Annotated in this window: 22 protein-coding genes; 13 read left to right on the top strand and 9 right to left on the bottom strand. The window is 63.1% G+C overall.

All coding sequences use genetic code 11. The features are described from left to right. The first annotated feature begins 101 nt into the window (after positions 1-101). From A3736_RS03000 to rimK, 6 genes are read left to right on the top strand one after another with little or no spacing between them, the layout of a single operon-like run. Entirely contained in the window at positions 102-1,127 is a 1,026-nt protein-coding gene (locus A3736_RS03000; protein WP_067679018.1) for an aspartate-semialdehyde dehydrogenase, read from the top strand. Continuing rightward, positions 1,124-1,705 (top strand): hypothetical protein, encoded by a 582-nt coding sequence (locus tag A3736_RS02995; protein ID WP_067679015.1) that lies wholly within the window; start codon positions 1,124-1,126, stop codon positions 1,703-1,705. The genes A3736_RS03000 and A3736_RS02995 overlap by 4 nt, the downstream gene beginning before the upstream one ends. A gap of 1 nt (position 1,706) precedes the next feature. Continuing rightward, the gene (locus A3736_RS02990) at positions 1,707-2,471 is read left to right on the top strand and encodes an alpha/beta fold hydrolase (protein ID WP_067679012.1); all 765 of its coding nucleotides are present in this window, start codon (positions 1,707-1,709) and stop codon (positions 2,469-2,471) included. Positions 2,472-2,523: 52 nt separating this feature from the next. After that, positions 2,524-3,555 (top strand): YncE family protein, encoded by a 1,032-nt coding sequence (locus tag A3736_RS02985; RefSeq protein WP_067679009.1) that lies wholly within the window; start codon positions 2,524-2,526, stop codon positions 3,553-3,555. Continuing rightward, on the top strand, positions 3,552-4,010 hold the full coding sequence (locus A3736_RS02980; protein WP_067679006.1) for a RimK/LysX family protein: 459 nt from the start codon (positions 3,552-3,554) through the stop codon (positions 4,008-4,010). The genes A3736_RS02985 and A3736_RS02980 overlap by 4 nt, the downstream gene beginning before the upstream one ends. Positions 4,011-4,035: 25 nt before the next feature. Next, on the top strand, positions 4,036-4,941 hold the full coding sequence (gene rimK, locus A3736_RS02975) for a 30S ribosomal protein S6--L-glutamate ligase (protein ID WP_067679003.1): 906 nt from the start codon (positions 4,036-4,038) through the stop codon (positions 4,939-4,941). 9 nt (positions 4,942-4,950) lie between these two features. On the opposite strand, the gene A3736_RS02970 is transcribed toward rimK, so the two are convergent. The 4 genes from A3736_RS02970 to rpsF all read right to left on the bottom strand — a co-directional run bounded on the left by A3736_RS02970 (position 4,951) and on the right by rpsF (position 7,789). Further along, a complete protein-coding gene (locus tag A3736_RS02970) occupies positions 4,951-6,444 on the bottom strand; it encodes an AMP nucleosidase (protein ID WP_082851278.1) in 1,494 nt (497 codons plus the stop codon). Positions 6,445-6,538: 94 nt separating this feature from the next. Then, the gene (gene rplI / locus A3736_RS02965) at positions 6,539-7,180 is read right to left on the bottom strand and encodes a 50S ribosomal protein L9 (protein WP_067678997.1); all 642 of its coding nucleotides are present in this window, start codon (positions 7,178-7,180) and stop codon (positions 6,539-6,541) included. A gap of 13 nt (positions 7,181-7,193) precedes the next feature. Beyond that, a complete protein-coding gene (gene rpsR, locus A3736_RS02960) occupies positions 7,194-7,418 on the bottom strand; it encodes a 30S ribosomal protein S18 (RefSeq protein ID WP_067678994.1) in 225 nt (74 codons plus the stop codon). Continuing rightward, complete coding sequence (rpsF, locus tag A3736_RS02955) at positions 7,418-7,789, bottom strand: 30S ribosomal protein S6 (RefSeq protein WP_067678990.1); 372 nt, start codon at positions 7,787-7,789, stop codon at positions 7,418-7,420. Before rpsF ends, rpsR begins: the two co-directional genes overlap by 1 nt. A gap of 206 nt (positions 7,790-7,995) precedes the next feature. Here rpsF and A3736_RS02950 point away from each other — a divergent pair, with 206 nt between their 5' ends. Continuing rightward, positions 7,996-8,943, top strand: a complete 948-nt coding sequence (locus A3736_RS02950; protein WP_067678987.1) for a DUF808 domain-containing protein — start codon at positions 7,996-7,998, stop codon at positions 8,941-8,943. A gap of 245 nt (positions 8,944-9,188) precedes the next feature. After that, the gene (locus A3736_RS02945; protein ID WP_197465468.1) at positions 9,189-10,841 is read left to right on the top strand and encodes a diguanylate cyclase; all 1,653 of its coding nucleotides are present in this window, start codon (positions 9,189-9,191) and stop codon (positions 10,839-10,841) included. 6 nt (positions 10,842-10,847) lie between these two features. Here A3736_RS02945 and A3736_RS02940 read toward each other — a convergent pair whose 3' ends face one another. Then, the gene (locus A3736_RS02940) at positions 10,848-12,272 is read right to left on the bottom strand and encodes a Mur ligase family protein (protein WP_067678981.1); all 1,425 of its coding nucleotides are present in this window, start codon (positions 12,270-12,272) and stop codon (positions 10,848-10,850) included. Between the two features lie 56 nt (positions 12,273-12,328). Between A3736_RS02940 and A3736_RS02935 the strand changes: the two genes are divergently transcribed. The 4 genes from A3736_RS02935 to dnaN all read left to right on the top strand — a co-directional run bounded on the left by A3736_RS02935 (position 12,329) and on the right by dnaN (position 16,202). Further along, the gene (locus tag A3736_RS02935) at positions 12,329-13,174 is read left to right on the top strand and encodes an LD-carboxypeptidase (RefSeq protein WP_067678978.1); all 846 of its coding nucleotides are present in this window, start codon (positions 12,329-12,331) and stop codon (positions 13,172-13,174) included. 28 nt (positions 13,175-13,202) lie between these two features. Beyond that, positions 13,203-14,141, top strand: coding sequence for an ACP S-malonyltransferase (fabD, locus tag A3736_RS02930; protein ID WP_067678975.1), 939 nt, complete (start codon positions 13,203-13,205; stop codon positions 14,139-14,141). Then, positions 14,141-14,893 carry a 3-oxoacyl-[acyl-carrier-protein] reductase gene (fabG, locus tag A3736_RS02925; protein ID WP_067679068.1) on the top strand — a complete coding sequence of 251 codons (753 nt, stop codon included), beginning with the start codon at positions 14,141-14,143 and terminating at the stop codon, positions 14,891-14,893. Before fabD ends, fabG begins: the two co-directional genes overlap by 1 nt. Before the next feature lie 181 nt (positions 14,894-15,074). After that, on the top strand, positions 15,075-16,202 hold the full coding sequence (gene dnaN / locus A3736_RS02920) for a DNA polymerase III subunit beta (protein ID WP_067678972.1): 1,128 nt from the start codon (positions 15,075-15,077) through the stop codon (positions 16,200-16,202). A 34-nt stretch (positions 16,203-16,236) separates the two neighbouring features. Here dnaN and A3736_RS02915 read toward each other — a convergent pair whose 3' ends face one another. The 4 genes from A3736_RS02915 to A3736_RS02900 form a co-directional block, all read right to left on the bottom strand. Continuing rightward, positions 16,237-17,247, bottom strand: a complete 1,011-nt coding sequence (locus A3736_RS02915; protein WP_067678969.1) for an NAD(P)-dependent alcohol dehydrogenase — start codon at positions 17,245-17,247, stop codon at positions 16,237-16,239. A 42-nt stretch (positions 17,248-17,289) separates the two neighbouring features. After that, entirely contained in the window at positions 17,290-18,150 is an 861-nt protein-coding gene (locus A3736_RS02910; protein WP_233999194.1) for an alpha/beta fold hydrolase, read from the bottom strand. 19 nt (positions 18,151-18,169) lie between these two features. After that, positions 18,170-19,864 (bottom strand): alpha/beta hydrolase, encoded by a 1,695-nt coding sequence (locus A3736_RS02905; RefSeq protein ID WP_067678966.1) that lies wholly within the window; start codon positions 19,862-19,864, stop codon positions 18,170-18,172. Between the two features lie 72 nt (positions 19,865-19,936). Beyond that, the gene (locus A3736_RS02900; RefSeq protein WP_067678962.1) at positions 19,937-21,253 is read right to left on the bottom strand and encodes an FAD-dependent oxidoreductase; all 1,317 of its coding nucleotides are present in this window, start codon (positions 21,251-21,253) and stop codon (positions 19,937-19,939) included. Between the two features lie 168 nt (positions 21,254-21,421). Between A3736_RS02900 and A3736_RS02895 the strand changes: the two genes are divergently transcribed. Next, positions 21,422-23,623 (top strand): bifunctional diguanylate cyclase/phosphodiesterase, encoded by a 2,202-nt coding sequence (locus A3736_RS02895; protein ID WP_067678959.1) that lies wholly within the window; start codon positions 21,422-21,424, stop codon positions 23,621-23,623. The last annotated feature ends 11 nt before the right edge of the window (positions 23,624-23,634 follow it).

Genomic DNA, 23,634 nt, shown 5'->3' with positions numbered 1-23,634 from the left:
GCCGCTCTGATAGCCCGCATTGGCGGCACCCCAGCCATTGTGCCCTTGCGGGTCCATTATCAGCCGCTATCTCGGCCCCGTACAGGAATTGGAGATTTGCTTTGGGTTATCGGGTAGCCGTGGTCGGCGCGACGGGGAATGTCGGGCGCGAAATCATGATGGTGCTGGCGGAGCGGGGCTTCCCCTGCGACGAGGTGGCCGCCGTCGCGTCGAGCCGCAGCCATGGCTCGGAGGTCGAGTTCGGCGACACCGGCAAGATGCTGAAATGCCAGAACATCGAATATTTCGACTGGAACGGCTGGGATATCGCCCTGTTCGCCGCCGGTAGCGGCCCGGCCAAGGAATACGCGCCCAAGGCAGCCGCGGCGGGCTGTGTCGTCATCGACAACAGCTCGCTCTATCGTATGGACCCGGACGTGCCGCTGATCGTGCCCGAGGTGAACCCGGACGCGATCCACGACTATAAAAAGCGCAACATCATCGCCAATCCGAACTGCTCGACCGCGCAGCTCGTCGTCGCGCTGAAGCCGCTGCACGATGCCGCCACGATCAAGCGCGTCGTCGTCTCGACCTATCAGTCGGTTTCCGGCGCGGGTAAGGCGGGGATGGACGAATTGTTCGAACAGAGCCGTGCGATCTTCGTGGGCGACTCGGTCGAGCCGGTGAAATTCACGAAGCAGATCGCCTTCAACGTGATCCCGCACATCGACGTCTTCCTCGACGATGGTTCGACCAAAGAGGAATGGAAGATGGTGGTCGAGACGAAGAAGATCCTCGATCCCAAGATCAAGCTCACGGCCACCTGCGTGCGCGTGCCCGTCTTCGTGGGCCATTCCGAAGCGGTCAGCATCGAATTCGAAAACGAGATAAGCGCAGAACAGGCGCATGACATCCTGCGCGAGGCGCCCGGCTGTATGCTCGTCGACAAGCGCGAGGACGAGGGATACATCACGCCGGTAGAGGCCGCAGGCGACAGCGCGACCTATATCAGCCGCGTGCGGGAGGACCCGACGGTGGAAAACGGCCTCAATCTGTGGTGCGTTTCCGACAACCTGCGCAAGGGCGCGGCGTTGAATGCGGTGCAGATCGCGGAACTCCTTGGTCGCGAATGCCTTAAGAAGGGGTGATATCCCACCGTATTCTCTCCGGCCTCGCTTGCGCGCTGCTTCTTATCAGCTGCCAGCAGGCGACCGGAGACGATCCGGGCGGGCAGGGCGCGGCCAATTCTGAGGACGGGTCCGCTGATCCGGCTTCGCAGCTTCGCCTCCGACCCGACGGTCTCGAAGTGACTGGAGCCGAGGGCATCTACCTCGCATTCGACAGCCCGCGCGAAACGGTGGAGCGCGAGCTCGCCCGTGTCCTCGGCCCGATCGCCGACCGCAGCCGCAACGCGGAATGTGGCGCAGGTACGGTCGATTCCACCAGGTTCCCCGGAGGATTGACCGTGAATTTCCAGGCGGGCCGGCTGAAGGGCTGGGTTCTGAAAGATCCGGGCGGCAGCACGAACGAAATTGCGACCGATAAAGGGATCGGGCTTGGCAGCGATGAAGGTGCGCTCGACAAGGCCTATTCCGTCGAAGCGATGGAAAGCACACTGGGTGACGAATTCGTCACCGACCAAGGTATTTCCGGTTTCCTGACCGGTCAGGAGGGATCGAGAAAAGTGGAGGCGCTTTATTCCGGAACGACCTGTTTTGTCCGCTGAGATGACACCGCAGACCGACCATTTCGCCAGTTTCGATGGCACGCAGCTCGCCCTGCATCGCATGGGCGAAGGCAGGCCATTGGTGCTGCTGCACGGGCTGTTTTCCAGCGCGCAGATGAACTGGATCCGCTTCGGCCATGCCGAACGCATCGCGCGCCTTGGCTATGAGGTCCTGATGCTGGACTTCCGCGTCCACGGTGACAGCGCATCGCCGCGCGAGGCGGAAGCGTATCCGCAAAACGTGCTGGTGCGCGATGCGGCGGCGCTGATCGATCATCTCGGCCTTGCGGATTACGATCTCGGGGGCTTCTCGCTCGGCGCGCGGACGTCCCTTCACGCGGTCGCGCACGGCGTTCTCGATCCAGCGCGGCTGATTATCGGCGGGATGGGCACGGCGGGTCTTGGCGAATGGGAGAAGCGCGCTGCGTTCTTCCGGCGCGTGATCGACGAATTCGACGCCATCCCCAAGGGCGATCCGGCCTATTTCTCGATGCAGTTCCTAAAATCGCAAGGCGTAGACAGAGTCGCGGCGCGCCACCTTCTGGGGACCATGCCCGATCTCGATCTGGCGCTGATCGAACGCATCACCATGCCGACGCTGGTCGTCTGCGGGGACGAGGATCGCGACAATGGATCGGCGGAAGAGCTGGCGTCGCTGCTCCCCAATGCCGATTTCGTCGAAGTGCCGGGGACGCATATGGGCAGCGTCACGAAGCCCGATCTCGGCCGGGCGATGGCGGACTGGCTCGGGCCGCCGCCCGCTTGATTTACCGCCATGGCGCGGTCAGACGGTGAATGGACAAGGCAAGGGGGCTGGCATGAAAGCAAAATGCATGATCGGGGTGGCGTTGGCCACGGCCCTTCTGGCCGCGTGCGCGCCCAGTGCCATGGACCGTACTGCCGGGTCCGCCCGATCGGCCAGTGACACGCCTGGCGCGCTGTTCGTGGCGGGCAAGTTCGGCAACACGCTGGCCCGGATCGATCTGGCGACGGGGCGGGAGACTGCGCGCGTCGACAGCTGCGCCAATCCGCACGAACTGGCGACCGCATCTGACGGGGAGCATGTCGCGCTCGCCTGCTATGGCGGCACCACGCTCGATATCTTTCGCACCGCCGACCTTGCCAAGGTACGCAGTATCGAGCTCGGCGACAATGCACGCCCGCACGGGATCGTCTGGCATGCCAATGGCGATCTTTACGCGACGGCGGAGGGGCGGCAGTCGATTTTCTGGGTGAAGGACCCGCTCGATACGGCGCAGCTCTTCGAATATGGCAGCGGGCAGCAGGGCACCCACATGCTCGTAATCTCGCCCGATGCCCGCCATGCTTGGACGACCGATCTTGGCTCCAAGACGGTGACTCGCATTGATCTCGTCACGCGGCGAGCGCCGCAGTCGGTGGAAGTCGGCGTGGAGCCGGAAGGCATCGCGCTCGCCCCCGATGGACGGACTCTGTACGTTTCCGCGCGCGGATCGGACGAGGTCTATGCCATTGCGCCCGCGACGATGGATGTGCGCAAGACGATTCCGGTCGGCCAATTCCCGCTGCGGATCGCCGTGCGGCCTCAGGGCGATTTTGCCGTGACGTCCGATCTGGAAGACGGCGCTCTGACCGTGATCGATCTGGCGCGCGGCGCGGTCGTGCGCAGCATCGCGGTCTCGAGCGCCGAAGAAGCGCAGGAGCGGTTCCAGGTCACAATCCTCTGGTCGCCCGATGGCGAGCGTATCTATGTCGCGGAGACCGGCACCGACACCATCGCCGAAGTCGATTTCGCGACCGGAAAGGTCCTGCGCCGCCTGTCGGGCGGAGATGGTGGCGATGGGCTGGCGATATTGGGAGGTGCGCGATGACCAGACCGGCTCTTCCAATCGTCGGCTGGCGCGAGCTGGTCCATCTGCCCGAACTCGGCCTCCACAATCTTCCCGCCAAGATCGACACCGGCGCGCGAACGTCTTCGCTGCATGCCACCGTGCTCGACGAGTATGAGCGCGACGGCGAGCAATTCGTGCGTTTCGCGGTCGATTTCCCGCAGCAGCATGTCCGGCAGGTGTGCGAGGCGGTGCATATCGACTGGCGCGGCATCACCAGTTCCAACGGCAAGACGCAGCGCCGCCGCATCATCAAGACTCCGCTCAAGATCGGCGATGTCGAATTTCGCGCCGAAATCAGTCTGGCCAACCGGGCCGACATGCGATTTCCCATGCTGATCGGCCGATCTTCGCTTAGACGCCGATTCGTGGTCGATTCGGGCCATTCCTGGATGCAGACGCCCAACAGGAAGACGATCGAAGGCCACAAGCCATGAATATTCCGGCTATGAGGATCGCCCAATGAAAATCGCGATGCTGGCACGCAACGCCAATCTGTATTCGCACAAACGGTTGAAGCAGGCGGCTGAGGAGCGCGGGCATTCGCTCGACATTCTCAACACGACGCGCTGCACCGTCCATATCGCCAGCCATCGGCCGGAAGTGTACTATAATGGCGAACCTTGCATCGGCTACGACGCGGTGATCCCGCGCATCGGCGCCTCGATCACCAATTACGGCCTCGCCATCCTGCGCCAGTTCGAAATGCGCGGCTGTTGGCCTTTGAACGAAAGCGTCGCGATCGGCCGCAGCCGGGACAAATTGCGCTCGATGCAGATCCTCGCCAAGCACGGGCTCGGCCTGCCGCTGACGGCCTATGCCAACGATCCCAAGCAGGCCGAAGAGATCATCAAGGCGGTGAAGGGCCCGCCGGTGGTCATCAAGCTCCTCGAAGGGACGCAAGGCATCGGGGTCGTGCTTGCCGAAACGATGTCGAGCGCGAAGTCCGTGATCGAGGCGTTTCGCGGCGCCAACGTCAACATTCTGGTGCAGGAATTCATCAAGGAAGCGGGCGGCACGGACATTCGCGCGCTGGTGGTCGGCGGCAAGGTGGTCGCGACTATGAAGCGCACCGGCGCGGCGGACGATTTCCGCTCAAACCTGCATCGCGGCGGCAGCGCCGAACTGATCAAGATCACCCCCGCCGAACGCTCCACCGCCGTAAGCGCGGCCAAGCGCATGGGCCTGAATGTCTGCGGCGTGGACATGCTGCGCAGCAATCACGGCCCGGTGATCATGGAAGTCAATTCCTCGCCCGGCCTCGAAGGCATCGAGAACGCGACCGGCAAGGACATCGCGGGCATGATCATCGACTTCATGGCCTCGAAGGCCAAAGAGGGTAAGACCAAGACGAAGGGGACGGGTTGAGCCGCCAACCTACCTGAACGGCGGCTCGTTGAAGGCGCGCAGCTTGCGGCTGTGCAGCCTTGGGCCTTCTTCCCGCAGCATGTGGCATGCGCTGATGCCGATCTGGAGGTGGGCGGCGATCGCCTGTTCGTAGAAGCGATTGGCCTGGCCGGGCAGCTTGATCTCGCCATGCAACGGCTTGTCGCTCACGCAGAGCAGCGTCCCGTAGGGCACGCGGAAGCGGTATCCCTGACCAGCGATCGTGGCGCTTTCCATATCGACGCCCACCGCGCGGGACAGCGACATGCGCCGCGCCGAACTGGTGAAGCGCAATTCCCAATTGCGATCGTCGGTCGTGACGACGGTGCCGGTGCGCATGCGGTGCTTGAGATCGCTGCCATGTTCTCCCGAAACTTGCTCCGCCGCGCCGGCAAGCGCCTGCTGAACTTCGGCAATGGCGGGTAGGGGGATTTCGGGGGGCAGGACCGGATCGAGTACGTGGTCGTCGCGCAGATAGGCGTGGGCGAGCACGTAATCGCCGATCTTCTGGCTGGGGCGCAGGCCGCCGCAATGGCCGATCATCAGCCACGCTTCGGGCCGCAACACGGCGAGGTGATCGCAGATCGTCTTCGCGTTGCTGGGACCGACACCGATATTGACCAGCGTGATCCCGCTGCGGTTCTCGCCCACCAGGTGGTAGGCGGGCATCTGATGGCGGCGCCAGGCCGTGTCGGAAAGCTGCTCGCGCGCATTCTCGGTCTTTTCGGTCAGCAGCATGCCGCCCGCACCCGCCAGCGCGGAACAGCCATTGCTGCCAAGCTGCTCGCCCGCCCAGTCGACGAATTCATCGACATAGCGGTGATAGTTGGTGAACAGGATGAAACGCTGGAAATGCTCCGGATCGGTGCCGGTATAATGCGCCAGGCGCGCGAGGCTGAAATCGGTGCGCAGACCGTCGAACAGCGAAAGCGGGATCGGATCGTCGGGATTGTCCAGCTCGATCCCGTCGGCCAGCTCGTCACCGATATCGGCGAGGTCGGTGGAGGGGAAATGGCGCGCGATCTCATTGGGATCGACGCCTGCAAGCTCCGCGCCCGCCGCACCGTCGAGCACGTAGGGGAAGGGGATTTCCTGGCGCGAGGAGCCGACCTCGACCTCGATTTCATAATTGCTCGAGATGAGCGTGAGCTGTTCGGCGAGGTAATCGCGGAACAGGGCCGGGCGGGTGACGGTCGTGGTGTAAAGACCCGCCGCATTGAGGCGTCCGAAGGCACGGCGGCGCCCTTCGGGCTGTTCGCCACCGCGATAGCGCAGGCGCAGTTCGGGATAGGTGTAGGATCCGTCGGAGCGGCGTTCCGGGGCCGGGATCGTCCGATCGCGACCGAAGGCGATCACATCCGCGCGTAACCGCGCCACGGCGGCATCGTAGACGCTTTCCAGCTTGTCGAGAATGGTGTCGATCGAATCCATCGTGGCGTCCTCCGGCCTTTTCCTATCGGTTTCGTGACAGGCCCTGTCACCCATGCGCGCATCGCTATGCGCCGTTTACGAAAAGGGCGCGACAAGCCTAAGCCGTCGCGCCCCTTTCTGTAGCAGTTCCGCCGGAGCGGAAGGCGGATTACTCGCCGTCCTGCTCGATCGGATTGCCGTCCATATCGACCGGAGTCGGCTCGTCGAGCATGTCCGCGGGGATTTCGCCCGGCTCGAGGTTGGGATCGATGCGGTTGGCATCGGCCATTTCCTCGATCTCGCGCTGTTCGTCTTCGAACATCTGCGCAAGAACGTCCACGCCCTGGCTCTGCAGCTCGGCTTCGTCGTCCGAACGGGCGACATTGGCTTTTACGGTGACGTGCACTTCGGGGTGGAGAGCGACGGTCACGTCGTGCATGCCGATCGACTTGATCGGGCTGCCCATGATGACCTGCTTCTTGTCGATCTCGTGACCCTTTTCGGTGAGGCCGGCGATGATGTCGCGAACATTGACCGAACCGTAAAGCTGGCCGGCATTGGACGAGGCGCGGATCAGGACGATCTCGGTCCCGTCGACCTTTTCGCCCTGCTTTTCGGCTTCGCCGCGGCGTTCCGCGTTTTCCTTTTCGAGGCGCTCGCGATTGGCTTCGAACACCTTCTTGTTCGAATCGTTGGCGCGCAGGGCCTTCTTCTGCGGCAGCAGGAAGTTGCGGGCGTACCCGTCCTTCACGGTGACGACGTCACCGATATTGCCGAGATTGCCGATGCGTTCGAGGAGAATGATATCCATGGTGTCAGTCTCCTCAGCGCACGATGTACGGCAAAAGGCCGATGTGGCGGGCGCGCTTGATCGCCTTGGCGAGTTCGCGCTGCTTCTTCGCGCTCACGGCGGTGATGCGGCTGGGCACGATCTTGCCACGCTCGGACATGAAGCCCTGAAGCAGGCGCACGTCCTTGTAATCGATCGTCGGAGCGTTCTTGCCCGAGAACGGGCAGGTCTTGCGGCGGCGGAAAAACGGGCGGGCCATCAATTGTCTCCCCGGTCGGAGCGCTCACGGCGCTTCTTGCTGTCGCGCTCGTTCTTGCGCATCATGGCGGACGGGCCTTCCTCGTGCTCGTCGACGCGGATCGTCATGTAACGGATGACGTCTTCGTTGATGCGCGTCTGGCGCTCCAGCTCGGCGACCACGGAACCCGGGCCTTCGATGTTGAGCAGCACGAAATGCGCCTTGCGGTTGCGGTCGATCTTGTAGGCGAGGTTCTTGAGGCCCCAGGTCTCCGTCTTGGTGACCTTGCCTTCGTTGTTCTCGACGATCTCGGTGGCGGTGGCGGCCAGTTGATCGACCTGAGACTGGCTCAGATCCTGGCGCGCCAAGAATACATGCTCGTACAGAGCCATGCCTTGGTCCTTTCAGTTCATGCCGATCGCTGGCTGGTCCGTCCGGATGACGGGGCCCCTCCGGCCTTCTTCGTATCCCGCAAGGGCGATGCCGCTCGGGAAGCCGCGCACATAGCGCGATCGGCGCGATTTGCAACACAAGATCGGACTTGTCGCGAGCGAACCGTGCGGGCAGGGCGGTGGCCTGTTCATCTCGGAGTACGGATATGCCCGGCGGCCTGGTTGCCCTTCTCGACGATATCTCGGTGATCGCACGCACGGCGGCGGCCTCGGTGGACGATATCGGCATCGCCGCCAGCCGCGCGGGATCGAAGGCGGCAGGCGTCGTGATCGACGATGCGGCAGTGACGCCGGGCTACGTCACTGGACTGAAGCCGGCGCGCGAGCTGCCAATCATCTGGAACATCACCAAGGGCAGTTTGAAGAACAAGCTGCTGATTCTGTTGCCAGGCGCCTTGCTGCTGAGCTGGCTGCTGCCCCAGGCGATCGTTTTCGTGCTGATGGCGGGCGGCTGCTACCTCTCGTTCGAAGGCGCGGAAAAGGTGATGGAAAAGCTGGGTGGGGAAAAGCACGGCAAGACTCTGGAAGACGAGATCGAGGATCCGGTCGCCTTTGAAAAGGCACGCACCAGCGGGGCCATCCGCACCGACTTGATCCTGTCTGCCGAAATCATGGCGATCACGCTGAACGAGGTCGCGGCGGAAACGCTGCTGACCCGTGCGGGCGTGCTGGCGGCTGTCGGGATCGCGATCACCTTCGTGGTGTACGGGGCGGTGGCGCTGATCGTGAAGATGGACGATGTCGGCCTGTATCTGGCGGAAAAGAGCAGCTCTGTGGCGCAGGCCACAGGGCGGTTCCTGTTGAAGGCGATGCCTTGGCTGTTGAAGGCGTTGTCGCTGATCGGCACGGTGGCGATGCTGTGGGTCGGCGGCGGGATCATCCTGCACGGCCTGCACGAGCTTGGTCTCTACGGCCCGTCGGATGTGGCGCACTCTCTAGAACATGCGGTGGAAGTCGCCACGGGCGGGCTTGGCGGCTTGCTCGGCTGGGCGACCTATGCAGCGATTTCGGCTTTGGTCGGATTGGTCGTAGGGTTCGTGATCGCTCAGATCGTCCATCGCCTTCCGGCCATGGGTGGCCGTTCCGCGCATTGATCTCTGGCGCAAGACATTGCGCCGACGATCGGCCTGTTTGGGCGAGCCCGCAAATTCGGTTTTTGCGTAAAAACGTTTTTCTGTTACCGTAAAGGCCCGGTCAACGACAAGCGGCGGTCGCCCGCTCCACCGGTTCCATGGTGGGGGAAATGATGGGGTTGCTACGCATTCTCGTTGCGGCGCTGGTTGCGTGGGGTCTTTCAGCCTCTGCGCCGGCGCGCGCATACACGCTGGATCTCAAACCCATGACATGCGCCGGCGAGGCCGGAAGCATGGAAGAAGCCTTCGCCCTTACGCGGGAACAGCTTTCCTGCGCGCCCGATCGCTTCGACGTGCGCGGGCCTTTCGTACGCTCTTCGACGCAGCTGAAGACTCCGCTCGATTCCGGTCTTGCGTGGCAGACCAACGCGGCGAATTTTCGATCGATGCTGGTGCGCTTCACCTATGCCGACGGTCGGTCCCGCCTGGTCGATGTCGATCCGCAGATGACGGCTCGCAACTGGTTTCCGGGCAACCGGTTCTCCGTCCCCGTGCCTTCGTCGCAGGCAGATCTGGTGGCGATCGATGCGGTGGTGGAAAGACCTTTTACTCGAAGCGTTGCGGGCGCGGCGCGGCTGACTTCCCTCGCCGATAGTGAGCGTGAGCTTTACAGCCGCTCGCTCGCTTACATGTTCATGTTCGGCCTGCTGATCCTGCCGCTGCTATACGATGGGCTGTTCTACCGCGTCCTGAGGCAGGGCTTCGTCCTGTGGCATTTTCTGATGGTGGCGACGACATCCCTGTTCATGCTGTTTTCGTCGGGGCTGGTGAACGAAATTCTGCCGGACATCCCTCTCGACCTGCGATGGCGGCTGACGAGCCTTTTCCAGGCGCTGTCTGCGGGATGCGGCGCGATGGTAATCGCCGGCCTGATCGAGAAGCGTTTCCTGCCACCCCGCCTCACAATGGCGATGATGGTCTCGGCTCTGCTGCCGTTGATTGTGAAGTTCATCGCCACCTTCGGTGGGGAATTGACGCGCATTACGATCAACAATTGGTTCGTCTTCAGTTTCGCTCCGGTCGTGATCCTCATATCGATCGTCGTCGCTGTCGCGCTGTCGCGAGGGAGCCGGGGGGCGCGTTGGGCGCTGGCGGCCATGTCGGGCCTGATGCTGGTGGTCGCATGGCGGACCGTCGTCGCCTTCAGCGGGTCGTCTTTGCCGTTTCCGATAAACGACATGGTGTTTGCCGGCTTCGTCCTTCTGTCGCTGGTCACGGCGATCGCCGTTGGCGATCGCTTCACAGGGCTGAAACACGAACACGACGAAGCCCAGATGCGCGCGATCAGGATGGGTCAGATGGCGAACACCGATGGGCTGACCGGGCTCGCCAATCGCCGGGCGTTCGACATGGTCCGCACGCTGAAGACAGGTCAGGGTCTGCTGGTCGCCGATATCGACCACTTCAAACAGGTCAACGATCGCGAGGGCCATCAGGTGGGCGATGCAGTGCTGTGCAACGTCGCGGGGCTTTTGAAGGGCCATTTGCCCGCGATGGATGGTCGGGAAGATGACGGTTCGCCGGGCTGCGTCTATCGCCTTGGGGGCGAGGAATTTGCGGCCATCGTCGAGGTCATGGAAGATCACCAGCTGATCGCGCTTGCCGATCGCCTGCGCGAGATCGTGGGTCGAAGCGGAGGCGAAGAGGGGACGGCAGGTCTGCCGCAGGTCACGATCAGTCTAGGCGTCGTGCTTGGCCGTGGGCAGATGATGCACGAGGCTTTCGGGGCCGCGGACCGGGCCCTTTATCGTGCCAAGCGCGAAGGGCGCAATTGCGTGCGCATCGGCGATGCGGACGATTGCAACGCCGACGCAAGGGTGTCGCAGGGTTCGACGACCTTCGGACGGGCTGGGGCGTAATCGGGTTCAGAATCGGGCGAACAGGTCGCGCGCGAATTGCGACAGAGTGTCGTCGCGCGCGCCCATGATCACGATCCGGTCGCCGGGGCGCGCCACGCTGGCCAGTCGATCGCCCACGGCCTTGCGATTGGGGATGTATTCGGCATGGCCACCGGCATCCTCGATCAGGCGAACGATCCGCTCGCTCCCCTCGCTGCGATCGGTGGTGCCGCCGAAATAGACCGGATCGCATAGTATCGTACGATCGCCGTCGGCGAGTTCGTCTGCGAAAACCTGCGCCAGTTCGGCGCCCATCTGGCGCAAAGGGCCGTAGCCGTGCGGCTGGAAGAAGGCGAGGATGCGTCCTTCGTGCGCACGCAGCGTGCGCAGGGTCGCCGCGCACTTTTCGGGATTGTGGCCGAAATCGTCGATCACAGTGATGCCGCTGGCCGACACGCCGACCAGCTCGAAACGGCGCGAAAGCCCGTCGAAACCGGCCAGCGCCTCGACGGCGGCGGCCACGGGAATGCCCGCTGCCGCAGCGCCTGCGATGGCGGCGAGAGCATTCGACAGATTATGGCGGCCGGGCAGATTCAGGCGCAGCGGGTGCTCGCTCCCATCATGGCGATCGACGACGAGCGCGGCCTGCCGCATCGGCCCCTCGGCCACGCTGCCCGGCACGATCCCGATCTGCGCCTTTGGCTGATCCACGCCGAAAGTGATGACTTCCTCCGCGCGCGGGAGGAGGGCGAGCGCTTCCGCGTCATCGGCATTCACCACTGCGATACGGCTGCGCGACAGGTAATCGCCGAAAAATTGCCGCAATTCTTCCATGCTTTTGTGATCGAGGCTGACATTCAGAAGGATCCCGACGGCGGGACGATAGAGCGCGATCGATCCATCGCTTTCGTCCACCTCGCTGACATAGAGGCTCTGACCACCGGCGACGGCGCTGGCGAACGGACGCTCCGCATTGGCGAAATTCTTCATCACCGCGCCGTTCATGATGGTCGGTTCGCGGCCCAGATGATGCATGATCCAGCCGAGCATCCCGGTGACGGTGGATTTCCCGCTCGTCCCCGCCACGGCAAGTCCGGCGCCGCTGGTGTTGAACAGGATCGAATTGAGCTCGGCGCGGGTCAGGCGCAGGCATCCCAGATCCTCGGCACGCGCGATATCGGGCACGCTGGCTTCCACTGCGGCGGAAGCGACCACGATCTGATCCTGCGAGACGATGCCGCTGCCGTCCTGGGGGTGGAGAGTGACGCCCTGGGCTTCCAGCGCCGTGAACTTTTCCGGCGTGCGGCCCTGATCGAGACTGCGGTCCGAGCCTTCGACCCGCGCGCCTCTTCCGCGCAGGATCTGGGCCAGCGGCAGCATGCCGGATCCCCCAACGCCGACGAAAAAGAACGGGCGGGCCAGGAGGTCTTCGGGAGATGGAAATTCGCTCATGACAGCCCGCGCTATGGCGTTGTGCCGGGCATTACAAGCGCGCTAGGACAGATGGGATGAAAGGGACTACCAAACGGATCGCCATCTGCGCCCCGGCTGCGCCGCTGCATCGCGAGCTGGCGGACCGTGTCGAAGCGCTGGCGAAAGCGGAATTTCCGGGCCTTGAGCTGCGCTTCCACAGCCAATGTTTTCTTGAGGACGGCCACTTCGCCGGATCGGACGCGGTCCGATTGGAGGCGCTGATCGACTGCGCGAACGATCCGGACGCAGACGCGGTCTGGTTCGCCAAGGGGGGATACGGTTCCAATCGCATCGCAGGTGCGGCGCTCGAACGCATGGACGCGGCTGCCCAAAAGAAGAGCTATCTCGGCTATTCCGACTGCGGAACCCTGCTGGGGGCGCTGTATCGGGCGGGCATCGGGAAACCGGTCCACGCGCCGATGGCGATCGACATCAAGCGCCAGGACGGGACGGACGCAGTGCGGCGCTCGCTCGCCTGGCTGGTGGGGGACCGATCGGGGATCGAGCCCAGTATCGAGCCGAATGGCACGCCGGTCGTCGCTTTCAATCTCATGACTCTCGCCATGTTGGTGGGAACGGAGTTCATGCCCGATCTGACCGGCCATGTTGTGATGATCGAAGAGGTGGCGGAGCATCTCTATGCGATCGATCGGCTGATGTTCCATGTCACCCAGCACTGTCGCACTATCGCAGGCATCCGCCTCGGCGCGGTCACGCATGTGCCCGAGAACGATCGCCCGTTCGGAGCCGATGCGCAAACCATCGTGCGCGACTGGTGCGGGCGAGCGGGCATCGCTTATCTGGGACGAGCCGAAATCGGCCATACGAGCGCCAACCGCGTGGTGCCCTTCGGGGTTGTGGAAGCGGTGCGGCCCGCATAAGCGCGCTGACTTCTAGAGGAGACACGCGATGAAAGCCTTTATCTTCCCCGGTCAGGGGAGCCAGAAGATCGGCATGGGCGCCGACCTCGCCGAAGCCAGCGCGATCGCGCGCGAGGTCTTCGAGGAAGTGGACGAGGCGCTTTCGCAGAAACTGAGCGAGCTGATGCGCGATGGGCCTGAAAGCGAGCTGACGCTGACCGCTAACGCGCAGCCCGCGATCATGGCCAATGCCATCGCCACCCAGCGCGTGCTGGCGAAGGAATTCGGTATCGAGCTGGCGAACCACGCCGCCTGCGTCGCGGGCCATTCGCTGGGCGAATACACTGCGCTGTGCGCGGCGGGCGCCTTCAGCCTCGCCGACACGGCCAAGCTGCTGCGCCTGCGCGGGATCGCCATGCAGGACGCCGTGCCGATCGGTGAAGGCGCGATGGCTGCGCTGCTGGGTGCCGATATCGACAAGGCCACTGCGCTGGCGGAAGCTGCTGCCCAAGGGCAGGTCTGCGAAGTCGCCAACGATAACGATCCGGGCCAGGTGGTTCTTTCCGGCCACGCCGAAGCGATCCAGCGCGCCATCGACATGGCGAAGGAGCACGGCATCAAGCGCGGCGTGCGCCTGCCGGTCAGCGCGCCGTTCCATTGCTCGCTGATGCAGCCAGCGGCGCTGCGCATGAAGAACGCGCTCGAACGCACGCCTCCAGGCGATCTCGCCGTGCCGATCTTCGCCAATGTCACTGCCGCCAAGGTCACCGATCCGGCGGAGGAGCGGGAGCTCCTGGTCCAGCAGATCACCGGGCGCGTCCGCTGGCGCGAAAGCGTCCTCGCGATGCGCGCGGACGGGGTGGAGAAATTCGTCGAAATCGGCGGCAAGGTCCTGTCCCCCATGGTCACCCGCACGGATGGCGACGCCGAGACGGTAAGCCTAGTCACGATGGAGGATCTGGAATCCTTCGCGAAGGAGAATGGATGATGTTCAGCCTCGAAGGTAAGACCGCTCTCGTCACCGGTGCCAGCGGAGGCATCGGCTCCTCCATCGCTTATGCGCTTGCAAAACAGGGCGCGCGGCTGGCGCTGTCCGGCTCCAACGGAGACAAATTGCGCGCCTTTCGCGAGCAGTTGATTGCGGACGTTGGCGGCGATCATGTCGAGATCACCTGCGACCTGTCCAACGCCGAGCAGGTCGAGGAATTGATCCCCGCCACGATCGAGACGCTCGGCACAATGGACATCCTCGTCAACAATGCGGGCATCACGCGCGACAATCTCGCCATGCGGATGAAGGACGAAGAGTGGGATCAGGTGATCCGCATCAATCTGGAGGCGAGCTTCCGCCTGATGCGCGCCGCCGCCCGCCCGATGATGAAGGCGCGCGGTGGCCGCATCGTGTCGATCACCAGCGTCGTCGGCCATACGGGCAATCCCGGCCAGATGAACTACGTCGCTGCCAAGGCCGGGCTGACCGGCATGACCAAGAGCCTGGCGCAGGAGCTTGCGAGCCGGAACATCACCGTCAATTGCGTCGCCCCCGGCTTCATCCGCACCGCGATGACCGATGCGCTGGACGATAAGCAGAAGGATGCGATCAACGGCCGCATCCCGATGGCCCGCATGGGCGAGGGCGAGGAAGTCGCTGCTGCAGTGACCTATCTCGCCAGCGACGAGGCAGCCTATGTCACCGGACAGACGCTGCATGTGAATGGCGGGATGGCGATGATGGGATGATGGGGATCCTCCCCCATGGCGGGGAGGATCGCCGTTTATCCCCAAGGGAATCCCCAGCATTCGGGCTATCCGCTTGCTCCACATGCGCGCCCCGCTAAGGTCGCCATCCGTATTCCGGTGCTGGTGGGGCGATTCCGGCCTGCCGCGCGACCCTTGATCTGAGCGGGATGAAAGTAGGACCATGAAGGCCACCATCGAACGCGCGACGCTGCTGCGCTGCCTATCCCACGTGCAATCCGTGGTGGAGCGGCGCAACACCATTCCGATCCTCTCCAACGTCCTGATCGAAGCGAGCGAGGGCGGAACGGTGAAAGTGACCGCCACCGATCTCGACCTTCAGGTGGTAGAGCATATGAGCGCAGCCAGCGTGGAAAGCGCAGGCGCAGTGACGGTTTCGGCGCACCTTCTGTTCGATATCGCGCGCAAGTTGCCCGATGGCAGCCAGGTCAGCCTGGAAACTGCCGAAAATCGGATGGATGTGAAGGCCGGGCGCAGCCGTTTCAAGCTGCCCACTCTGCCGCGCGACGACTTTCCGGTGATCGTCGAAGGCGATTTGCCGACGAGCTTCGAACTGCCGTCCAAGACGCTGGCCGAACTGATCGACCGCACGCGCTTCGCGATTTCGACCGAAGAGACGCGTTATTATCTGAACGGTATTTTCCTGCATGTGTCGGACGAGGACCAGCCGGTCCTCAAGGCTGCGGCGACCGACGGGCACAGGCTCGCGCGCTTCACGCTGCCGCGTCCCGAAGGGGCGGAAGGAATGCCCGACGTGATCGTGCCGCGCAAGGCGGTGGCGGAGCTGCGCAAGCTGCTGGAAGAAAAGGGGGAAGGCGCGGTCCAGATCGACCTTTCGGCCAGCAAGATCCGCTTCACGTTGGGTGGTGAGGGCGGCGTCGTGCTCACCAGCAAGCTGATCGACGGAACGTTCCCGGATTACAGCCGGGTTATCCCGACGGCGAACGACAAGCTCCTCAGGCTCGATCCGCGCAGCTTCTTCGAAGGCGTGGACCGCGTGGCGACCATCGCCACCGAGAAGACCCGCGCGGTCAAGATGGGGCTCGACAAGGATCGCGTGACGCTGACCGTGACCAGCCCGGATAACGGCACCGCCGCCGAAGAACTGCCCGCCGAATACAGCGCCGATGGATTCGAAATCGGCTTCAACGCCGGTTATCTGAAGGATATTCTCGGCCAGATCGACAGCGATACGGTGGAACTGCATCTGGCCGATGCGGGTGCGCCCACGCTGATCCGCAAGGACGACAAGAGCCCCGCGCTCTACGTCCTGATGCCGATGCGGGTGTGATGGATGCGCGGCTCGGAATGAGCCGCGCGATCCGTTAAATTTCGACCGCAATTTTACCGAAATGATCGCCGCTTTCCTGATGGCGGAAGGCGTCGGCGAGATTTTCCAGGGCGAAGCTGTCGCTGATCTGCGGCTTGATCCCGTTGGCCTCGATCGCGGCGACGAGGTCGAGCTGGTGCTGGCGACTGCCGACGGTCAGGCCTTGGAGGCGCTGGTTCTTGCCCATCAGCATGGCGGTCTGCACTTCGCCCGCACGGCCCGTCAGTACGCCGATCAGCGCGATATGGCCGCCCACGCGCGTTGCCTGGATCGAGCGATTGAGCGTGCCGGGGCCGCCGACCTCCACCGTGCAATCGACACCGCGCCCATCGGTCATGTTTAGGACCCGCTTGCCCCATTCCTCGCACGATTTGTAATTGATCGTTTCGTCCGCACCCAGAGCGCGCACGCGTTCGAGCTTGGCGTCGGACGAGCTTGTCGCGATGACACGCGCGCCGGCGGCCTTGGCCAGTTGCAGCGCAAAGATGGACACGCCGCCAGTCCCCTGCACCAGAACGGTGTCGCCCGGCTTGATATCGTCATCCACGAACAGCGCGCGCCATGCGGTCACACCCGCGCAGGTGAGCGTAGCCGCTTCCGAATGCGAAAGGCCTTTGGGCTGGCGCGTGAAGGCGTGGGCGGGCATCGTCACCGCCTCGCGGGCATAGCCGTCGATCCCGTCCCCCGGCACGCGGGTGAACGCGCCGGGCGGCGTGGCGCCATTCAGCCAATAGGGGAAAAAGGTGCTCACCACCGCGTCCCCCACCGCAAAGTCCTCGACGTCATCGCCCACCGCGACGACTTCGCCGGCGCCATCCGACATCGGGATCCGGCCTTCGTCGGCCTCGATCATGCCCTTGACCACGGCGTAATCGTGAAAGTTCAGCGAGCTGGCCTTCAACCGGACCGTGATCTCGCCGGGCCCGGGCGTGGGCGCGTCGGGAATGTCCGTCCAGGCGAGAGTTTCGAGCGATGAGGGCTTCGCCCCGGTGCGGATGGCTTTCAAATCGGATCTCCGTCGGATGATGGATCGCAGCGGAGAACGCGCTCAGGCGGCGCGTTTCAGTTCCGCTGCGGTGTCGGGCGCGTCGAGAAAGTCGCGCAGCATCGCCACGCTCTCGTCCGCGTGGGTCAGCAGGAACAGGTGTCCGCCATCCTCGAACATTTCAAGCCGCGAATGGCGGATCGCGGCGGCGAGAATCTTGCCGTTGACGGGGGGCACGATGCTGTCCTCACCACCCATCATGATCAGCACTTCCTTGTCGAGGAAGGGCAGGGCGGGCAGGCTGGTCCAGCCGAGCATTGCAATCAATTGATAGAGATAACCGCGCGGGCTGGGCGGTTTCAGACGCCCGATATGCTGCGCCTTGCTGCCGGGCCGCTTGGTCATCCCACCATACAGCGTCATGAAATGTTCGTTCATGAATTCGGGATCGACGTAACGGCGCGGGTCGATCATTTTCGTGAGCGCGGCGGGCTTTCCCGGCACCATCAGCATTCCCGCCGTGGTAGCGGCAAGCACGACGCGGCGCGTGCGCTTGGGATGCTGGAGGGCGAAATGCTGCGCCATGGCGCCGCCCCAGCTGACTCCCATCACGTCCACGACATCCAGCCCGAGCCGGTCGAGCACGTGTGTCGCGGTCCAGCACATGGTGAACGGATTATAGGGCATGCTCGGTTCGGGGCTGTCCCCGACACCGGGCATATCGAACATCACGAACGCCCGCTCCGTCAGCTTTTCCGCCAAGGGCGCGACCGCTTCGATATTCGCGCCGATGCCGTTGAAGAACAGGATCGGCGGATGGTCCGACGCCTGATCCAGCCGCCAATGCGCCACGCGCAGAGTGCGGCCTCCGGCGTCGATCATTTCGTAGGTGGCGGTGGATGTCTCTTCCGTGGTCTCGGTCAAGCGTCGGTCCTTCTCGATATCAGCACGGGTCCATAACGTAGAGACCGGGCGCAGGGTCCAGGGTTTTGTATTTCGTGTTGCCGAGCTTTGTCGGCGCTTTCACCTTAGCGCCGGAGCGCTGCTGCAACCAGTCCATCCAGAACGGCCACCAGCTGCCCGCGACCTCCTCGGTCCCCTTCAGCCATTCATCGGCTGTGGCGGGCAAGGCGCCGTCCTTTTTCTGGACGTAATACTTCGCCTTGGGATTACCGGGCGGGTTGAGGATCGCCTGCATATGGCCCGATTGCGAGAGCACGTAGGTCACATCCTTTGAGCCGAACAATTGGGTAGAGCGATAGGTGGCTTTCCACGGGGTGATATGGTCCGTCACTCCACCCAGAATGAACAGATCGCTGGTCACCTTCGACAGGTCGATCTTGTGGTCCACCATTTCGACTTCGCCCTTCTTGGTGAAGGCAAGGGTTTCGAAGATGGTCAGGAAATCGCCCATCAAGCTGGCCGAAAGATTGGTCGCATCCGCATTCCAGAACAGGACGTCGAATGCGGGCGGATCCTGGCAGAGCAGGTAATTGTTGATGACGTAGTTCCAGATCAGGTCGTTGGGCCTCAGCCACGCAAAGCCGCGCGCCAAATCGTCACCCTTGATCACGCCCGCCTTGTCGGCACGGCGCCGGGCGAGAGCTAGGCCGTTGTCACTGATGAGCGAGCCCGCTTCGATATCGTTCTGCTTTGGATGCAGCACACAGACCATCAGAGTGAGCGTGCCGAGTAGGCTTTCGCCATCCTTGGCATCGGCGGCCAGCTTGCTCGCCAGCATCGCGGCGGTCTGTCCGCCCGAACATCCGGCCGAGACGTTGACCTTGTCACTCTTCGTGATCGCCGCGACCGCCTCCATGGCCTCGCGGCAGGAATTCACGTAATCGGCCATGTCCCAGTGGCCCTGATCCTTGCTGGGGTTCTTCCAGCTGATCACGAAGGTCTGGATGCCGTTATCGACCTGAAACTTCACCACGGATTTTTCGGGGCTGAGATCGTTGATATACATCTTGTTGATCTGCGGAGGGATGGTGAGCTGGGGGACCTTGTGCACCTCGTCCGTGGTCGGCGCGTAATGGATCAGTTCCATCATCTCGGTGCGCAGCACGACCGATCCCTTGGACGTGGCGACGTTTTCGCCCAGTTTGAAAGGTTTCTTGTCGACCTGGCTGACCATGCCCTTGTTATGGACCATGTCGTCATAGGCGTTCTTGAGGCCCTTGATCAGGCTCAGTCCGCCGCTGGTGATCGCCATCTTCTGGGCCGATGGATTGCCGATCAGCGTGTTGGTGGGCGAAAGGCTGTCGATAATGATGGTCGAAACGAACCGCGCGCGATCCTTTTCCAATTCGTCCAGTTCCAGATCTTCGAGCCAGCCTGCCATGCCTTTCTGCACGGCGAGATAGTACTGCATCCCTGCGCGCATGAACGGGTTGTACTGCCAGGCGGGATCCATGAAGCGTTTGTCGCGGGGGTCGGGAGCGAGTTCGGACTTGCCCGTCATGATCTTGATCATGTCGCCGCCCATCGCCTGCGAATGCTTCATCAATCGTTGAGGGTCGGACGCCGTCTCGCGCAGCAGCACGGCAACCGCGCCGAAGATATCCTCTCTGGTCAAACCGACCAGCGGGCCTAGAGCGCTGGTGTGCTGAGCGGCTTCGTCTTCCAGTCTCGCCATCGATTTCGGATCCTCTCTAAACTTATGTTTCTTGCCGAACGCCGATCCTAGTCCTGCTGTTCCGCGACCATCTCAATCCTGTGCAGCTCCCCCGGCGGCGATCATGCTGGCGACATCGACGAATTTCTCACGCGGGGCCCCGACGCGGGCAGCGGCGATCTCGGCTTCCTCGATCCGCTGCCAGTCGCGAAAGGTCACGATGTCGAGCTCGCGCTGTTCGGCCAGAGCATCGAACCCCTCGCGGCCCATTTTGCCGCTTCCACCCTCGATATCGGCGGCGATCCGTTCCACGATCGCGTAACCGTCCGGCCGATTGGTACCGATCGTTCCGGACGGGCCTCGTCGGGCCCAGCCGACGCAATAGAGACCGGGCTGAATGCTGCCCTCCACGTTGGCGAAACGGCCCGCGCGCTCGTCGAAGGGAACGCCCGGAATGGGCGAGGTGCGATAGCCGATACAGCTCACGACCAATCCGGCGGGGATCTCGTAGGTCTCTCCCGTGCCGACCGCGCGCCCGTCTTCGACCCGCGTTCTTTCGACTGTGACGCCCGACACCTTGCCATCTCCGCTGAAACCGGCCGGACTGGCGAAAAAGTCGAATTCGATCCGCACCCGTTTCGGCGATACTTCGTCGGGCGCGTTTTGCGAATAATCGCGCAGCAGCTGAACCGATTTGCGGCTTCCGGGGTCCAGCGTTTCGTCGGTCTCGACAGGTGGCAGATCGCCCTGCTCGACGATGGGCATTGCGTCCTGCAAGGAACCAAGCTCGCCCAATTCCTTCGGGGTCATCTGGATATCGTGCGGTCCGCGCCGCGACAGGATCACGATCCGTTCGATCGCGCTGTCACGCAGGGCGTCGAGCGCATGGCCCACGATGTCCGATCCGGCGAACTCTTCCTCGGTCTTGGCGAGAATGCGCGCGACGTCGAGCGCGACATTCCCCGCTCCGACCACGACGGCAGTCTTGCAGGAAAGATCGGGGTCGAGGGCGGCGAATTTGGGATGCCCGTTGTACCAGCCGACGAATTCCGCGCTGCCGAAGACATTGTCGAGATCTGCGCCTGCGATCGCGAGTGTCCGATCGTTGGGCGCGCCGGTCGCCAAGACGACCGCGTCGTACAATTCCTGCAACTCTGCGATCGTCACATCGCTTCCGATCGTCACATTGCCGACGAAGCGGACATTGTCGCTGGTCGCCACTTTCTCGTAGCGGCGCGAAACCCCCTTGATCGATTGATGGTCCGGCGCAACGCCTGTTCGGATCAGTCCGAACGGAACCGGAAGGGCGTCGAACACATCGACCCGCACATCGTCGGACCACATCTTCTGCGCCGCTTCCGCGGTGTAATATCCCGCGGGCCCCGATCCGACGATGGCGATATGACGCATGGCAGTCTCCCGCTAACAGTCATGCCCCGCTCCTACAGTTCTGGCAAGCCGACCGAGCGTGCGGCGTCGGCGCGAATTAACCAATGGTTGAGCATTACACACTACGCACAATGCGTGATTCAACCCGGCCTCAGAGCCGGAGCACATGACATTCTTGGAGTACGTCGCATGCCGTTGGGCAAACTGTTTTCGCGTGGACTTCAGGCGCAATCCGACACCGCCAAGCCCGCCGACGAGACGGCTGCCGATCAGCCGGTGCCGGTGGATCGCATCGGGCTGCTCGACACGTTCGAAGCGGCAGGTCTCGGATGGTTTTGGGCGACGGATAGCGAGAATCGGCTTATCTATCTGACCGATACGGCTTTCGAGCGTTATGGCTGGTCGAAGCCCGAACTGATCGGTCGTCCTCTGACCGATCTGTTTTCCCTGGCTGCGGAAGAGGAAAGCGAGCGGACCAACCGCCCGCTGGCCTTCCTGCTCGGCGCGCGCAACACCATCACTTTCCTGCCGGTCCGCGTCGCAGGAAGCGCCGAGCCCATGCTTTGGGAGATATCCGGCAAGGCTTCCTTCGATGAGGAGGGCAATTTCCTCGGCTATCGCGGAAGCGCGCGCGACGTGACCGAAAGCCGCGATCGCCAGCGGGATAGCGAACGCATGGCGCAGTATGACGATCTGACCGGCCTCGCCAATCGGCGGCGGATGGACATGATGCTTGGCAACACGCTTGCAAGCTATCGCAATTCCAAACGCTCTTGCGCCTTGCTGATGCTCGATCTGGATCGGTTCAAACCGGTGAACGACACCTATGGCCACCCGGTAGGCGACGAATTGCTGCGACAGGTTGCAGCGCGCATCACGAAAATTATCGGCAGCAAGGGCGAAGTAGGCCGTTTCGGCGGCGATGAATTCCAGGTCATCCTGCCCGACATGGACGATCGCGGTCAGCTGGGCGAACTGGCCCAGCGATTGATCCAGATGATTTCGCAGCCTTACCCCATCAACGGATCGCGCCTGGTGATCGGCGTGTCGATCGGGGTGGCTGTGGCACCTTACGACGGGTTCGAGGCGGCCGATTTGGTAAAAGCGGCAGATCTCGCGCTTTATGCCGCCAAGGGCGGCGGCAGGGCGCAATATCGCTTTTATTCCGGTGAGATGAAGGAAGGTGCCAAAAGGCGCCGCCAGATCGAGGAAGATTTGCGCAGCGTGCTCGATACCGATCAGCTCGCAATGCACTACCAGCCTATCGTCGATGCCAAGACCGAAGCGGTTGCATGCTTTGAATCGCTGATCCGCTGGCATCATCCCGAGCGTGGCCGAATTTCGCCGGGCGAGTTCATCCCGGTCGCCGAAGATATCGACATGATCAAACCGCTGGGGGAGTGGGCACTCGAGGTGGCGTGTCGCGATGCGACCGCATGGCCGAACGATATCGGCGTGGCCGTGAATATCTCGGCCCTTCAATTCGAGTGCGACGATTTTCCTAGCGTCGTAAAGAAGGTGCTGGCCGAAACCGGGCTCGCGCCCTCGCGGCTGGTTCTTGAAATCACCGAATCGGTCTTCCTGGGAGGCTCGGACCGTACGCAGCGCAAGTTTGAGCAGTTAAGGAAGATCGGCGTTCATCTGGCGCTCGACGATTTCGGCACTGGATATTCTTCTCTCAGCTATCTGCGCACTGCGCCGTTCAACAAAATCAAGATCGACCAGAGCTTCGTGCGCGGTTGCACCGAACCGGGCAACAACAATCCTGCGATCATGAGTGCGATCGTCAGTCTTGCGAATGCGCTCGACATGCGGACCGTGGCCGAAGGGGTGGAGACCAAGGACGAGCTGGAGCTGGTCGTCGGCCGCGGCGCCACCCATATTCAGGGTTACATCTATTCGCCGGCCATGCCGCAGGCGGATATTCTCGAACGGGCGGAGAAAGGGGAACTCACCTTCGAGGCGCAAGGGCCGGCGCGTTATCGTGCCGACCGCCGCACCGTGTTCCGCCGCATCGGCGTGATCCACGAAGACCAGCGATACCGCGCATTCGTACGCAACCTGTCCAAGACCGGCGCCATGATCGAGGGGCTCGAGGACGTTCCGGTCGGCACGCAGTTCGTGGTCGATATGGGGGGCGGGCAGTTGACGGTCGCCACCGTGCGGCGATCGCGCGGTCCAATCCAGGGTATCGAGTTCGAAAGCCCGCTGATCGACGATGGAGCCGATGGTCTATGTACACGCCATCGGGTCTCGCCCTACGAGCTGGAAGCGGTCGGACGCAGTTTGAGCGCACTCCCGGACGATGCGCTATCGATCCTCTTCCCCCGAAGCGAGGAGCCGGATGCGAAGCGTGCCTTCAGGGAAGTCGAGACGCGCGCCCCGGCCTGATGATGCGATGG

This window comes from Erythrobacter sp. HI0063 (assembly GCF_001635685.1).
In the GTDB taxonomy this organism is placed as follows: Bacteria; Pseudomonadota; Alphaproteobacteria; order Sphingomonadales; family Sphingomonadaceae; genus Qipengyuania.
The sequence above is the reverse complement of the archived record's forward strand: the minus strand, read 5'-3'. Positions and strand labels throughout refer to the sequence as shown.

Coding starts and splice junctions, on each gene's coding strand:
- A3736_RS02970 (WP_082851278.1), bottom strand. CDS start 6,444: ATGGGTGACAGGGCCTGTCACGAAACCGATAGGAAAAGGCCGGAGGAC.
- A3736_RS02985 (WP_067679009.1), top strand. CDS start 2,524: ATGAAAGCAAAATGCATGATCGGGGTGGCGTTGGCCACGGCCCTTCTG.
- rimK (WP_067679003.1), top strand. CDS start 4,036: ATGAAAATCGCGATGCTGGCACGCAACGCCAATCTGTATTCGCACAAA.
- A3736_RS02935 (WP_067678978.1), top strand. CDS start 12,329: ATGAAAGGGACTACCAAACGGATCGCCATCTGCGCCCCGGCTGCGCCG.
- fabD (WP_067678975.1), top strand. CDS start 13,203: ATGAAAGCCTTTATCTTCCCCGGTCAGGGGAGCCAGAAGATCGGCATG.
- rplI (WP_067678997.1), bottom strand. CDS start 7,180: ATGGATATCATTCTCCTCGAACGCATCGGCAATCTCGGCAATATCGGT.
- fabG (WP_067679068.1), top strand. CDS start 14,141: ATGTTCAGCCTCGAAGGTAAGACCGCTCTCGTCACCGGTGCCAGCGGA.
- A3736_RS02980 (WP_067679006.1), top strand. CDS start 3,552: ATGACCAGACCGGCTCTTCCAATCGTCGGCTGGCGCGAGCTGGTCCAT.
- A3736_RS02950 (WP_067678987.1), top strand. CDS start 7,996: ATGCCCGGCGGCCTGGTTGCCCTTCTCGACGATATCTCGGTGATCGCA.
- A3736_RS02990 (WP_067679012.1), top strand. CDS start 1,707: ATGACACCGCAGACCGACCATTTCGCCAGTTTCGATGGCACGCAGCTC.
- A3736_RS02905 (WP_067678966.1), bottom strand. CDS start 19,864: ATGGCGAGACTGGAAGACGAAGCCGCTCAGCACACCAGCGCTCTAGGC.
- rpsF (WP_067678990.1), bottom strand. CDS start 7,789: ATGGCTCTGTACGAGCATGTATTCTTGGCGCGCCAGGATCTGAGCCAG.
- A3736_RS02940 (WP_067678981.1), bottom strand. CDS start 12,272: ATGAGCGAATTTCCATCTCCCGAAGACCTCCTGGCCCGCCCGTTCTTT.
- A3736_RS02895 (WP_067678959.1), top strand. CDS start 21,422: ATGCCGTTGGGCAAACTGTTTTCGCGTGGACTTCAGGCGCAATCCGAC.
- A3736_RS02900 (WP_067678962.1), bottom strand. CDS start 21,253: ATGCGTCATATCGCCATCGTCGGATCGGGGCCCGCGGGATATTACACC.
- A3736_RS02945 (WP_197465468.1), top strand. CDS start 9,189: ATGACATGCGCCGGCGAGGCCGGAAGCATGGAAGAAGCCTTCGCCCTT.
- dnaN (WP_067678972.1), top strand. CDS start 15,075: ATGAAGGCCACCATCGAACGCGCGACGCTGCTGCGCTGCCTATCCCAC.
- rpsR (WP_067678994.1), bottom strand. CDS start 7,418: ATGGCCCGCCCGTTTTTCCGCCGCCGCAAGACCTGCCCGTTCTCGGGC.